General features: G+C 61.5%; 11 protein-coding genes and 1 pseudogene. 5 read left to right on the top strand and 7 right to left on the bottom strand.

The annotated features are described in order from the left end of the window. The 6 genes and pseudogenes from AC070A_RS31890 to AC070A_RS31865 all read right to left on the bottom strand — a co-directional run. A pseudogene (locus AC070A_RS31890) lies at nucleotides 1-267 on the bottom strand (GGDEF domain-containing protein); the annotation flags it as partial. Nucleotides 268-369: 102 nt separating this feature from the next. Further along, nucleotides 370-1239, bottom strand: a complete 870-nt coding sequence (locus tag AC070A_RS31885) for a glycerophosphodiester phosphodiesterase (RefSeq protein ID WP_057251586.1) — start codon at nucleotides 1237-1239, stop codon at nucleotides 370-372. A 56-nt stretch (nucleotides 1240-1295) separates the two neighbouring features. Then, nucleotides 1296-2360 carry an ABC transporter ATP-binding protein gene (locus tag AC070A_RS31880; protein WP_057251587.1) on the bottom strand — a complete coding sequence of 355 codons (1065 nt, stop codon included), beginning with the start codon at nucleotides 2358-2360 and terminating at the stop codon, nucleotides 1296-1298. A gap of 4 nt (nucleotides 2361-2364) precedes the next feature. Next, a complete protein-coding gene (locus AC070A_RS31875; RefSeq protein WP_057251588.1) occupies nucleotides 2365-3465 on the bottom strand; it encodes a carbohydrate ABC transporter permease in 1101 nt (366 codons plus the stop codon). A gap of 1 nt (nucleotide 3466) precedes the next feature. Then, nucleotides 3467-4420, bottom strand: a complete 954-nt coding sequence (locus AC070A_RS31870) for a carbohydrate ABC transporter permease (RefSeq protein WP_113736858.1) — start codon at nucleotides 4418-4420, stop codon at nucleotides 3467-3469. Nucleotides 4421-4494: 74 nt separating this feature from the next. Further along, a complete protein-coding gene (locus AC070A_RS31865; RefSeq protein WP_057251590.1) occupies nucleotides 4495-5868 on the bottom strand; it encodes an ABC transporter substrate-binding protein in 1374 nt (457 codons plus the stop codon). A gap of 114 nt (nucleotides 5869-5982) precedes the next feature. Here AC070A_RS31865 and AC070A_RS31860 point away from each other — a divergent pair, with 114 nt between their 5' ends. From AC070A_RS31860 to AC070A_RS31845, 4 genes are all read left to right on the top strand, one after another. Continuing rightward, entirely contained in the window at nucleotides 5983-7005 is a 1023-nt protein-coding gene (locus AC070A_RS31860; RefSeq protein ID WP_057251591.1) for a LacI family DNA-binding transcriptional regulator, read from the top strand. Between the two features lie 35 nt (nucleotides 7006-7040). Continuing rightward, nucleotides 7041-7865: a glycerophosphodiester phosphodiesterase gene (locus AC070A_RS31855; RefSeq protein WP_057251592.1), complete on the top strand. Its 825-nt coding sequence runs from the start codon at nucleotides 7041-7043 to the stop codon at nucleotides 7863-7865. 253 nt (nucleotides 7866-8118) lie between these two features. Then, nucleotides 8119-9636 (top strand): sulfatase family protein, encoded by a 1518-nt coding sequence (locus tag AC070A_RS31850; protein ID WP_112997348.1) that lies wholly within the window; start codon nucleotides 8119-8121, stop codon nucleotides 9634-9636. Nucleotides 9637-9967: 331 nt separating this feature from the next. Then, nucleotides 9968-10765: an inositol monophosphatase family protein gene (locus AC070A_RS31845; protein WP_057251594.1), complete on the top strand. Its 798-nt coding sequence runs from the start codon at nucleotides 9968-9970 to the stop codon at nucleotides 10763-10765. Nucleotides 10766-11090: 325 nt separating this feature from the next. On the opposite strand, the gene AC070A_RS31840 is transcribed toward AC070A_RS31845, so the two are convergent. After that, a complete protein-coding gene (locus AC070A_RS31840; RefSeq protein ID WP_244495644.1) occupies nucleotides 11091-11513 on the bottom strand; it encodes a TIM barrel protein in 423 nt (140 codons plus the stop codon). Nucleotides 11514-12140: 627 nt separating this feature from the next. Here AC070A_RS31840 and AC070A_RS31835 point away from each other — a divergent pair. After that, nucleotides 12141-13289, top strand: coding sequence for a mandelate racemase family protein (locus AC070A_RS31835; protein ID WP_057251595.1), 1149 nt, complete (start codon nucleotides 12141-12143; stop codon nucleotides 13287-13289). The last annotated feature ends 8 nt before the right edge of the window (nucleotides 13290-13297 follow it).

Below are 13297 nucleotides of genomic sequence, written 5' to 3'. Positions count from 1 at the left end.
GCCCGATGCTTTGGTCACGCTGCCGGGTGCAGCGAGACCTTTGTTCCAGAACGATACGGAGCGTTCGATTGACGGGGCGGCGTTGACTGCTAGCGTCAGGACGTCGAGGACCACCACCCACACCATCCAGGCACGGAGAATCTTCGACGCCTGTGGCCACGACCGCGCGTGGAAGAGCCGGGCAAGTTCCGCATTAAGGCGAATATCGCGTGTGCGTCCCGCAAGAAGACGATCGACTTCGCTGACGACCGTAAGACATCTGATCATTGGCACGCGGTGACTGAGCCGGCTCTTTTCAGGTTGCTAGAACCTATGGAGCACCCAACCCCGCTCCGGTGGTTCGCACGGAACGCCCGGGATGAGCCGTGCTCAAAGCGAACGGATCAGGCGGAAGATCTCACTCGGAACATCGGTCGTGATCTGGCGCACTTTCGCCCCCACGAGCGTACGCAGGATGGAGTCATTGATGTCCCGGCCGGGATTGACCGTCCAGGCGTCCGTTTCAATGCCGAGGTCGAGCAGGCGCGCAACGAGGGGAAAGCCCTGGTTTTCTGCGGCAACAATGGCGTCGAACCGGAGGTAGGCAAGACTCACGCCGGTGCTGCGCCGCTCGATGTGGCGCAGCAACCGCTCTGGATCGCGCAGGTCTCGCTGGCGGGAAACCGCCAGCATCGGATCGTAGCCGAGCCGGGCTCCGGGAATGGCCGCGGCGAGACGGCGTGCCTCATCCAGATGATGCGAACCGACGACGATGGCGTCCGCTAGCCCGGTGACGGCCGCTGCGGCATCGGCCACCGCCGAATCCGGAAGCGTGTGTCCTTCGAGCAGCTTGAGATCGAGCTGAAGGTTGGCCGATGGCGCTCTCGGTAGTCTTTGAAGCGGGGCCACGAGTTTGGCGAGCGACAGGACCGGCGCATCGGGATCGGGGGCGCCTGCTGCGTCCCGGTGAAAAAGCCCCGCCATCGATGCGATCGGCGTGCGCGGAACGCGGCCGCGGCCGGTCGTCGATGGACCGAGCGTCGCATCGTGGAGAACGGCGAAGCGGCCATCGGCAGTGCCGAGTATGTCTACCTCGAGGCTCGCGCCGAGCTGCCAGCCGAGGGCGAGGTTCGACCGCTTGAAGGGCGCCTCGGCGAGGCGCGTGCGCAGTTTGTGCCACTTGAGCCGGACAGGGCCATATGGGCCCTCGACGGCCACCGGCGCGTTCGACGTCTGGTTGCTCGTCTCAAACGCTGCCACTGGCGCGCCCTTCTCCTCTCCCCACCGAGAAATGGGGCGGCTGTCGCTCGATCGTGTCACGCCGGTGCACGAACATGCGCGCCCCCAATGAGCTTCTGTCGCGCCGTCTCGAACACAAGCGAGTTCTCGGGCAGGAAACCGATCTTTACCTGCTCGCCAGTCGAGTGCACGGCGGACGAGCCCTGTTCAAGCACGCGCACGGCGCCCATGCCGGTTTCGACGACATAGAGGATCTCCCGGCCCATCGGCTCGATCTGCACGATACGGCCGGCGAAGCCGGTATCGCCGATTCTGAGGTGCTCCGCCCTCAGCCCGACTGTCAGCGCCCCGGACGCGCCCTCGACCGGAAATCTGGCGCCATTCACGGTGATCGTTCCGGCCTCGGCTTCGCCGGCAATGAGGTTGATGGGCGGCGAGCCGATGAAGCCGGCAACGAACAGGCTCGATGGCTTGAGATAGAGGTCGTCCGGCGTCCCGACCTGCTCGATCCGGCCGGCGCGCATGCAGATGATACGGTCGGCCATTGTCGTCGCCTCGATCTGATCATGCGTGACGAGGACGGTCGTCACGCCGAGTTGCGCGTGCAGCGACTTGATCTCGGTGCGCATCGAAAGGCGAAGCGAAGCGTCTAGATTGGAGAGCGGCTCGTCGAGGAGCAGCAACTGCGGCTCCTTCACGAGGGCGCGTGCAAGGGCGACGCGCTGCTGCTGGCCACCGGAAAGCTCGCTGGGACGACGGTCCAGCAGTTCCGCAACACGAACAAGGTCCGCGGCGGTCTTCACCTTCGCGAGAGCTTCGTCGCGTGGCGTTTTCTTGAAGCGCAATGGAAACAGGATGTTGTCGCGCACGCTCATGTGCGGGTAGAGCGCGTAGGATTGAAAGACGATGCCGACATTCCGGTCGCGTGCCTCTACTTCGTTGACGATATGGCCGTCAAAGAGGAGCTCGCCGCCGCTCGGAAGATAGATACCGGCGAGCATGAACAGGCTCGTCGACTTGCCGCAGCCGGAGGGGCCGAGAAGTGCGACGAACTCGCCGTCCTCAATGACGAGGTTCATATCGGGGATCACCTCGACGGCGCCGAAGCGCTTCACCACGTTACGGAACTCGATCTTCGCCATCTTCTCAGCCTTTCACGCCGCCGATCGACATCTGCATGAGATACCGCTGCGCGGCCATGTAGAGGATGAGACTCGGGACAAGGTAGAAAACTCCGACCGCAGAGACGACGCCGTAGTCCACTCCCATGACATCATCGCGCACCCAGTACATGTAGAGGCTCATTGTCCAATTGCTGTTCCTGATCAGGAACGTGAACACGAAGATGTATTCTTCCCAGCCGCGGATGAAGGTGAACACTGCGATGGCGAGGATGCCGTTCCTGACCTGAGGCAGCACCACGCTCACGAATGCCTGCCGTCGCGACGCGCCGTCGGTCAGCGCGCTCATCTCGATGTCCCATGGGACTGCGTCGAAGAAGCCCTTCATGATGAAAATCGCAAACGGCAGTTCGAAGGCGACAAGCACAAGTATCACGCCGGAAAGCGTGTCGAGCAGCCCGATCCAGTAGAGCATCAGGAACATGGGCACGATTAGCGTCAGCACCGGGAAAGCATGGAGCACCAGAAGCGAGCGCAGCATCGAGGAGCGGCCGGGGAACTGGAAGCGCGACAGGTAATAGGCTGCCAATGAGGCGACGGTGACGACGATGGCAGTCTGTGTGCCGGCGATCAGGATCGAGTTGCCGAAGGCATGCCAGACGTTGGGAAACTGGACCGCGCCTTTGACTTCGCCGATCCGCGACCTCACCACCGAGGCGAAGTCCGGCTCCCACAGGAAGATGAAATTGCCGAGGTGCAGGTCGGGGCCGACCAGCACGGCAAAGGCGAAGATAGCGATCGCGGCGACTGCGGTGAGGCCGATCCATAACTGGCGCCGGCTTTGCGCGAGCGCGGCAGTGAGCCAGAAAGCGACGACGGCCGGAACGACCACGGCCATCGAGCGCCACAGAACCGCCGTCTCGGCAACGCCGGTCCTGGCCGAGAAGGCGATCGTGACGAGCCAGAAATAGGGGAGGATGATCGGCAGCGACACGGCGATCAGGAACGCGTAGAGGACGACCGCCTTGGCGCGCCGAACGCCACGCGCCCGCGCTGCCACTGCATCCCAATCGACTGGCGGTTCGGATGCCGCCGTGGACAGCTCGGGGATCGCTTGCGCGGCCATCTCAATGCACCTCGATGCGCGGGCGCTGCAGCAGGCGCTCCATATCAAAGAAGCGCCAGCCGATGAGCGCGACGACTACGCCGATGACGATGAGAAAAAGTGCCAGCGCGGCTCCGTAGCCATATTGGCCGCTTTCGAAGGCGCGGCGGTAGACGTAAAGTGCATAGACAGTCGTGTCGTAGAACGGACCGCCCTTGGTGAGGAGCAGGATGTATTCGAAGCTGACCAGCAGCGAAAGTGTCTGGTAGATCGTCACAAAGCTGATCGGCCAGCGCAGCGCCGGCAGGGTGATGAAGCGGATCTTTGCGAAGGTCCCGGCGCCGTCCACTGCCGCGGCGTGGAACAGGTGCTCCGGGATCCCGCGGATCGCGGCGGTGAAGATGATCATGCCCATCGAAGCGCCGATGAACCCGTTCGAGATGATGATGAGCGCGACCGGCGCCGAGGTCAAAAGGTCAAGCGGCGCGTCGAGCCCGAACGCCTGCATCAGGACCTGGTTTACGAGGCCAGCTTCGGTGGGGCTCACCGCCCAGAGCCAGAGCAGGATGTAGAGGACTGACGGGCTCATCCGCGGTAGCAGCCACACGCCCCGGAAGAAGCTGCCGGATACATTCCTAATCGCCGTGGTGGTGATGGCGAGGATCAGGCCAAAGGTCACGTTGAAGATCGCGAGCGTGCCGAAGACGTAGATGAAGGTCAGCCCAATGACCTGCGACAACCGGCGATCAGTTCGAAGGACCTTCTCGTACTGCTCAGTAGTGAACTCGCTGATGCGGAGCGAGCGGCTGAGGTCGGTAAACGACACAGCTATATCGATGATCACGGGGACGACGAAGAAGAGGATCGTCAGGACGATCGCCGGGCCGAGAAAGATCACGAAGTTCGTGCGCCTGCGCGCCGCCGACCCCGCATGGCCGCGCCGCTCGATCGTGAGTTCATCTGCTATCGTCGTCATCGATTAGCTCTTACGGCGGACCTCGCAGCCGCCGACCCGGGCGCGCCGGGTCGACGACTCGAGACCGATCGGACTTATTTGACGATCACGTCCTCGAGGGTGGACGAAGCCTCCTCGATGACGAAATCGGCTGCTTTCTCAGCTGACAACCGCCCCGATTCTATGCCCTGAATTCCGGCATAGATGATGCCGTTGAGTTCGCCGAACTGCGAGTTGTTCGGCAGGAACTTGGTGATCTTGAGCAGGTCGGTTGCCCTGGCGAGCGGCCAGGCCTTGGCATAACGCGGGTCTTCGAGTTGTTCGGGTTTGATGCCGAGATGCGTCGTTGTGACCGCGTGATCGGTGTTGAGGTCGGCCGCCGAAGCGTGGCCAAGCAGGCGGGCGGCGAGTTCAGGCTCCTTCGTGTCGGCAGCGATCGCATAGACGATCGGATGCGTCAGACTGACCGGTGAACCGCCCTTCTGCGGTGCAGGCCCAGCGATCCAGCCCCAATCCGCGAAGAAGGCTTTTTCGTCCTGAGGCAGCCCGTAGGTCGGGAACCCGACGCTGCCGAGATCCCAGATGCCGTACATCCAGAATGCGGCGTTGCCGGTGTAGAATTCCTTGCGCAACGCATCGAATTCCATCGCCGTGTTATTGGCCGGGATGACCCCTTCCTTCACCCCGCGTTCGAACCAGCCGAAGGCGGCAGCGAGCTTGTCGCGCTCCAGGAGCAGTTTGCCGGTTTCGGGATCGACGAAGCCGCTGCCGTAGGCCTGGAAGACCATGATGTAGTCCGGACCCTTGTTCGGCCGGTGAAGCACACCGTATTGCGCTTTTGTCTTGTCGACGACCTGCTTGGCGATCTCCAGTACCTCGTCCATCGTCAGGTCGCCCGACAACGCACGCTCCGGCATGGCGTCGACAAAGGCAGAGTCGTAGCCGGCCTCGCGCAGGAGCTTCTTGTTGTAGAAGAACATTCTCGCCTCGGCGTCCTGCGGAATTGCGTAGGTGCCGTCGGGACACTTCGCTGATGACCAGAGCGACGGAAAGATCGTGCCGAAGTGTTGAGGGTATTTGGAGATATAGTCGTCGAGCTTGAGAACGAAGCCATCTTCCTGGAAAGCGCAGATCCATTCGTGTGCGGCGATGAATATATCGGGGCCTTCACCGATGCCGAATACCTTGAGAAGCTGCAGTGCGTCGTCGTCGAAGCCCTTGGCGGGGCTCTCGCGCACAGCAACCTCAACGCGCTTGGGGGAGCCTTCGGCCGCGAGTTCCTTGTTCAGCCGCTCGGCAGCCTTGACCACATTGCCAGGGCGCAGCGGCCCCGAAGGATCCTGACGCGACCAGAGCTCGAGCTTCACGGTTTCTTGCGCTAAGAGTGGCGTCGCTGAAAGGAACGCCGCACTGCCCCCCGCTAATGCCGCGCAGAGAAGCGCAGCCGTTCCGATTTTCCAGTGAATCATCCTGGTTTCCTCCCGTTCCGCGGCACGCTTTTCATCGTGTCGTCATTGTTGTTGCAATGCTGTGCAACACGATTATGAATGCGCTTCGGAGAATGTCCAGCGGGGTCAAAGCAAGTGTCGGATACCAGACACAGCAACCAGGGCCGCTTCGTGAGCGCCCAGGCAGTCGCCGAGCTTGCGGGTGTGTCCCGATCGGCGGTCTCGCGGGCATTCACCCCTGGCGCAAGCATCGCACCTGCAACGCGGGCGCGGGTGCGAGAGGCAGCTGCGGCGCTCGGATACCAGGTCAACGATCTCGCCCGCGGGCTTCTCGCCAATCGGAGCCGGCTGGTGGGACTCGTGACCTCCGACGCCGATACTCCGTTCCGGGCCCAGATGATTTCGGCCCTCTCGTACGCCTTGATCGAGCGCTCCAACGTGCCGGCGATCATCAACATCGGGCCAACAGCGGAGGATGTTGCGAATGCCAGCCGCCAGTTGCTGCGCTATCGGGCGGAGGCGACCATCTTCCTCTCTGGCTCGCCGCCGGCAAGCCTTGTCGAGCTCACGCGACGAAACGGACAGCCGCTGATATTGGTGAACAGGGCCGAGACTGGCCTCGACAGCGTCCATTGCGATGACAGGGAAGGCGCGCAGCAGGCCTTTGAGGCCCTGCGCATGGCTGGAGCCTCCCGTTTCGCCGTGATCAACAGGGCGAATCCGAGCCCGAGCCTCTCCGCCCGCGAGCACGCCTTTGTTGAATTTGCCGCCGCTTCCAGATTCGAGACGAAGATCGTTCGCGTCGGCCGCGCCGACTATGGTGGCGGAAAAGAGGCGGCGCGACAGCTGCTGGCGAGCGGACCGGCGCCCGACGCGATTTTCTGCGTTAATGATCTCATGGCGTTCGGAACACTCGATCACATTCGCGGCGCGGGCCTGCGTGTACCCGACGACGTTTCCGTTATCGGCTTCGACGATGTGCCGGTCGCCGCGTGGTCCTCCTACCGTCTGACCACCCTGCGGCAAGATCCCCGGCGGATTGCCCGGGAGGTCGTATCAATTCTCGACCGGCGCCGAGCCGATCCCGATTTGCCGCCGATTTCCGTCTACTTCCCGGTCGAACTCGTCGTTCGCGAAACAGTCAGAGCGCGCTTGTAGAGAAGTCGCGCTCTTACGATGGAGGAGCATATCGAATGGCCTTCAGCTTCCTTGCCCGCGACGCGGGACGTACTCATGTCTGCGGCCACCGCGGCTACAGCCTTCATTATCCGGAGAACACACTGCCAGCATTCGAAGCAGCAAAGGCTGCAGGGGCGACCACGGTCGAGATCGACGTCGTGCTGACCGCAGACGGTGAGCCGATCATTCTGCACGACCTGACCGTCGACAGGACGACAGATGGACACGGCTTTGCGGCAGACCTCCGCCTCGAGCAGATCCGCAAATTGGATGCGGGGGTTCGGTTTCATCCCGCTTTCGCCGGAACGAAGATACCGACCTTGGCGGAGGCGCTCGATTGGGCGAAGGCGGACGACATGGGGCTTGTGCTCGAGATCAAGGAGGCAGAGCGGCCGGACATCGCTGTTGATTGCGTGGCAGCCTTGCTGAGATCGACGGGAACTGTCGACCGGGTCATTGTCATCAGCTTCGACCATGTGGTGCTGAAGCGCGGGGTCGAGCGCCATCCGGGCCTGCGGACCGAAGCCATTACGCATGCTCGCCACGCCGACCTAGTCGGGGTGTTGAAGGCGTGCAGCGCGAGTTCGGTCTCGATCGAGCTCGACATGTTCCGCCCCGACGGTGCGAAGGCGCTGCATGCAGAAGGCTTCAGCAACCGCGTACACGTGCCTCGCCCAGATGTTCTCGCCGAGTATTGGCGCGGCGGACGCGATCGGTTGCCGGAGCTCGTGCAATGGATCGCCGACGGGCTCATAGACACGATCTCGGGTGATGACGTGCCCTTCATCGCCATGCTCGTCAGCCGCGCCGGTCGCGCCGGCTCAGCCTCCCCGAGGTGAGACGACACAGCAGCTCTCGGCGATGGTCGAAGGCGTGCATGGGATATAGTGAGCGAGGCAGACCACAGATTAGAAGTCTCGTGGGGGCGGGCAGGCTGGTGTTCGGAACTGGGTACAATCCAGTTGCGGCCGCGCTCTTTTCGGCGAAAATAGGCGCCGGTGCCCTTCTGAACGGCCAGCCGATGAATGCGGGGACCATTCGAAACGCACACAAGAAGCTGCGTGGGTAGCTCTGAATGAGGGCCGAGAGTCGATGAAGGCCGTCTTCGTTCTGTTTGACTCGCTCAACCGACACGTGCTCGCCCCGTACGGCGGAAAGCGGGTCCCGACGCCCAATTTCACCCGCTTGGCCGAGCGCACCGCGATGTTCGACCGCCATTATGTCGGCAGCCTGCCCTGCATGCCGGCGCGCCGCGACCTGCAGACCGGACGGCTCGGCTTTCTCCACAGGAGTTGGGGGCCGCTCGAGCCGTTCGACAATTCCTTTCCCGAACTGCTGCACCGGGCCGGCTCCTACAGCCACCTCGTCACCGACCACTTCCATTATTTCGAGGACGGCGGTGCCACCTATCACACCCGATATGACAGCTACGACTTCATCCGCGGTCAGGAGGGCGACCCGTGGAAGGCAATGGTGCAGCCACCATGGGAGCGCTTGCGCCAGATGTATCATGAGCGCCAATTCAGCCCGTCGGCCCGCGACAAGTTTCGGCGCAACATCGTGAACCGCGAGTTCATCAAGGACGAGAACGAGTTCCCATCGGTGCGCTGCTTCGCCGCCGGGTTGGAGTTCCTCGAGCAGAACCGAACCGCCGACCACTGGCTCCTGCAGATCGAGACGTTCGACCCGCATGAACCCTTTACCGCGCCCGAGCGGTTTCGCGAGGCATTCAGGACGGGCTGGAACGGTCCGGTTCGCGACTGGCCGCGCTACGGCCGGGTCGACGAGCTGCCGGAGGAATGCGAAGAACTCCGCGCCAACTACTACGCTGTCATCGCGCTTTGCGATTTCCTCATCGGACAGCTTCTCGACTATTTCGATGCGCACGATCTTTGGCGCGAAACCGCGCTCGTTGTCACCACCGATCACGGCTTTCTTCTAGGCGAGCACGATTTCTGGGCGAAGAACCGGATGAATATGTATGAGGAGATCGTGCACATCCCGCTCTTCCTGCACGATCCGCGCCGGCCGGGAAGAGCCGGCACCCGCCGGTCCGCTCTGACTCAGACCATCGATCTCGCTCCGACATTCCTCGATCTGTTCGGCGTGGAGACCGTTGCCGAGATGCAGGGGCACTCCCTCCTGCCGCTGCTCGGCGCCGATCGTTCGCTGCGGCGCGGCGCACTGTTCGGCTATTTCGGCGGTGCGATCAACGTGACGGATGGACGCTATACCTATCATCGCTTCCCGCCCGATCCTCGCTCTCAGGAGCTTTATCAATACACGCTGATGCCGACTCACATCTGGGAGCCGTTCACGCCGGAGGAACTCGCGGGAGCCTCGCTGGCACGGCCGATGTCCTTCACGAAGGGAGCGCCGGTCCTCAAGATCCCGGTGATCGAGAGATCGCCCATGTTCGACAACTACGGTCCCGGCGCGCTCCTTGAGAATGAAACCCGACTCTACGACCTCGCTGATGATCCAGGGCAGAATACGCCTCTTTGTTCCCCGGAGATCGAAGAAGCAATGACGCGTCTCATGCGGGATCTCATGCGCACCAGTGATGCTCCGCGCGAAGCTTTCGCACGTATTGGGATCGAAGCTCAGTAACGTAAGACGCTTGTCAGAGCTGCCGTTCGCCCACCGACTTGGTCATCCGATTCAACTTGGAACGCGTTTTGCTACTCATGGTCACGGTCTGTTTCGGCCAACTGCCCGGATCAGGGCCAGCACCCCGCGCATAAAGCAGGTCGAGCGCGCGCCTCGTCGGAAGGGCCGATCTCGGCGACCATGTCGAATATGGGGTGGAGACCGAAGTCGGTACGCTTTCATTATCGACCGACGTTTTTTGGCCAACGCTGATGTCATACCGGGCTTGAAGAATCGTGGGCAGTGCATTGATCACGAAGTACACTTCTCTCATTACGAAAAGGAAAGAACTATGAGCATGCATGAAGCAGGTCTCGACCGGCGATTTGCACTAGCGAAATCAATTGCCGAGGAGGCGGGGGCGCTCGCGCTCGACTACTTTAACAAGCGCGATACCCTGGTGATCGAGACCAAGCGCGACCCGCAGGATGTCGTCTCGATTGCCGACCGAAACGTCGAGATGCTGATCCGAGCGCGCGTCGCCGCGGAGCTTCCGGAGGATGGGTTCCTCGGCGAGGAATTCGGCCACATGGAGGGTGCTTCAGGCTATATCTGGGTCGTGGACCCGATTGACGGTACCGCGCCATTCGTCAACGGTATGTCGACGTGGTGTGTCTCGATCGCGGTTCTGCATGGCGGCGTGCCGGTGATCGGCATGATCCATGCGCCGTGCGACGGCGAACTCTATGCTTCGGCCGCTGGCAAAGGCGCGAGTCTCAACGGAAAGAAATTGAACCTCGATCCGTCTCGTACCATCCAGAACGCCATCACCGGCATTGGCTGCAATACCTATGTAGAACCGGAGCGGGTTGGCCAGATCATCGCCGCGCTGCTCCGCATGGGCGGCAACTTCATCCGCAACGGCTCCGGCGCACTGATGCTCGCCTATGTCGCGGCGGGTCGTCTGGTCGGTTATTACGAGCCACATATGCACGCCTGGGACTGCATGGCAGGTTACTGCCTGGTGAAGGAAGCCGGCGGCGACTACCTGTCCTTCCCGGGCGAGGGCGAAGCCTTGTTGAAGGGCCACCCAGTACTGGCCAGCAATCCGACGGCCTATGCCGATCTGTTGGCAATCCATGGCCGTTGAGCCTGTCGCAATTATTTGCCTGACACTCAAGTTGTTGGTGAAGAGGGGCTTCGGTCAGTTTGAGGAGCATTAGCCCGTAAAGTCTTTTCAGTTCGCTTTGCGCTCAAAAGGAGCGTGCCGCGAAGGGGGCAAGCGCTCGCCATTACACGACCGCGTCGTCTAAATTTAGGCTATTCGCAGCAGCCGCAATAAACGAAATAAACGAAAGAGACCGAAGTTCCCTGGGGCTCAACACTGGCCCTATTGATATTCCTGGTCTGCGGTTCGAACCCCTTCAAGGCGACAGAATTTATGGCGCTGTCTTGGCTGAAATCAGCCTCATGGGTTAGTCGGCAAATACTTTGCCGATGTGATCGAACGCGCGGGCGACGGTTGCACGTGGTGGTGCGTGTGCAGGATCCTGTTCGGCTTCGACGACCAGCCATCCTCGATAGACACTGTTCCGAACGAAGCGAGCGATCGGAGTGAAGTCGACGATACCGTCGCCTGGCACCGTGAACATTCCGCTGCGCACGCCGGCATTCAAGCTCAGGTCGCCGGTCCGAACCTCCCGCATCACCGATTTGCGGACGTCCTTTAGGTGGACGTGCACGATGCGATCGGAGAAACGCTCGATGAGCTCGAAACCAGCTGCGACCGCGTGGCCCGTGTCGAGCAGCAAGCCAACTTCCGTGCCGGTCTTGTCGAAGATGTTGGAAATTTCATCGAAAGTCTCTGCGACCATCATCAGGGTGGTGGTGATAGGCAAGCGCAAGCCCGTACTCGCCCGCAAGACGGCTGGAGAACTCCGTCAATCGCGCTGCATAAGCTGCGACGTCCGCCGTAGGCATGATCAACCTCTGCGACATCGGTGCGTCCAGTGGGGATCCTGGCGTCATCATTGCAACCTCGCCATAGACCATGACTTTGCAGCCCACCGCCCGCAGGAGTTCAGCATGATCGGCATATTATGAGTGACATCTAAAAGCAAGATAGATGACAATCAAAATCTATCAAAATTATGCTGCCGCCGCGTCAGCCTGCCTGCCACCGCCTGTCGGGCCGCTGAAAGGTGCTCTGGCTGCGATCCCGACGGCCACCCAACCTCCGTCTTTCCAATTATTCAGCGGGCGGCTCCGCGCCGAATACTGTGGGCGGGATATCCGTGGCCGGCATTCCACCATGCCGTAGGTGCTGGCAATCGTGGCGCTTCGATCGAGCGACGAACGGGACATGCCGACATCAAACTGCCTCGGGCAATCCCGGCAATGCGAGTGTTTGTCAGTCATATAAACAAACCTGTAATACAAGTTTGACATATGTTCGATAATCTGTCTAAGTATGTGTTATACAGGATGGCTCAGTAAGCCGGCCCAATTCGCATACCGGAGGAACAATGATCATCACCGACGTCGAGGTGCGGGTTTTCCGCACGACCACACGCCGCCACTCGGACAGTGCTGGTCACGCGCATCCCGGCCCGCCGCATCAGGTCGAGCAGGCAATGCTGACAATTCGCACGGAAGACGGTCACGAGGGGCATTCCTTTACGGCGCCGGAGATCGTCCGGCCGCATGTCATCGACAAGTTCGTCAAGAAGGTGTTGATCGGGGAAGATCATCGCGACCGCGAACGGCTGTGGCAGGATCTCGCCCATTGGCAACGCGGTTCTGCAGCACAGCTCACGGACCGCACCCTGGCGGTAGTGGATTGCGCGCTGTGGGATCTGGCAGGGCGTACCTTGAAGCAACCTGTATACAAGTTGATCGGGGGTTATCGCGACAAGGTGCTCGCCTATGGTTCGATCATGTGTGGTGATGAGCTTGAGGGCGGCCTTTCAACCCCCGAGGACTATGGGCGCTTCGCCGAGACCCTCGTCAAGCGCGGCTACAAAGGCATCAAGCTGCACACCTGGATGCCGCCGGTCAGCTGGGCTCCGGACGTGAAGATGGACATCAAGGCCTGCGCCGCTGTGCGCGAAGCCGTGGGGCCGGATATTCGCCTGATGATCGATGCCTTCCACTGGTATTCCCGCACCGATGCGCTTGAACTCGGGCGGGGGCTCGAAAAGCTGGACTTCGACTGGATCGAGGAGCCAATGGATGAGCAGTCGCTTTCTTCCTACAAGTGGCTCGCCGACAATCTCGACATTCCCGTCGTTGGCCCGGAAAGTGCTGCCGGCAAGCATTGGCACCGTGCGGAGTGGATCAAGGCGGGTGCGTGCGACATCCTTCGCACAGGCGTCAACGACGTCGGCGGCATTACGCCGGCGCTGAAGACGATGCACCTTGCCGAAGCATTCGGCATGGAGTGCGAGGTGCACGGCAACACCGCGATGAACCTGCATGTCGTGGCCGCCACCAAGAACTGCCGCTGGTACGAGCGCGGCCTGCTGCATCCGTTCCTCGAATATGACGACGGGCATGACTACCTGAAGTCGCTGTCCGATCCAATGGATCGCGATGGCTATGTGCACGTGCCGGATCGTCCGGGGCTCGGCGAGGAAATCGACTTCAGCTTCATTGAAAACAACCGCGTGCGGTGACGAGCGGG

It is taken from the genome of Ensifer sp. GW101-20A05 (genome assembly GCF_059424735.1).
This window is presented reverse-complemented; position numbering and strand designations above follow the sequence as displayed.

Bases quoted from the DNA above. Each gene is read 5' to 3' on its own strand.
- AC070A_RS31880 (WP_057251587.1), bottom strand. From the start codon at position 2,360: ATGGCGAAGATCGAGTTCCGTAACGTGGTGAAGCGCTTCGGCGCCGTC.
- AC070A_RS31875 (WP_057251588.1), bottom strand. From the start codon at position 3,465: ATGGCCGCGCAAGCGATCCCCGAGCTGTCCACGGCGGCATCCGAACCG.
- AC070A_RS31870 (WP_113736858.1), bottom strand. From the start codon at position 4,420: ATGACGACGATAGCAGATGAACTCACGATCGAGCGGCGCGGCCATGCG.
- AC070A_RS31865 (WP_057251590.1), bottom strand. From the start codon at position 5,868: ATGATTCACTGGAAAATCGGAACGGCTGCGCTTCTCTGCGCGGCATTA.
- AC070A_RS31855 (WP_057251592.1), top strand. From the start codon at position 7,041: ATGGCCTTCAGCTTCCTTGCCCGCGACGCGGGACGTACTCATGTCTGC.
- AC070A_RS31850 (WP_112997348.1), top strand. From the start codon at position 8,119: ATGAAGGCCGTCTTCGTTCTGTTTGACTCGCTCAACCGACACGTGCTC.
- AC070A_RS31845 (WP_057251594.1), top strand. From the start codon at position 9,968: ATGAGCATGCATGAAGCAGGTCTCGACCGGCGATTTGCACTAGCGAAA.
- AC070A_RS31835 (WP_057251595.1), top strand. From the start codon at position 12,141: ATGATCATCACCGACGTCGAGGTGCGGGTTTTCCGCACGACCACACGC.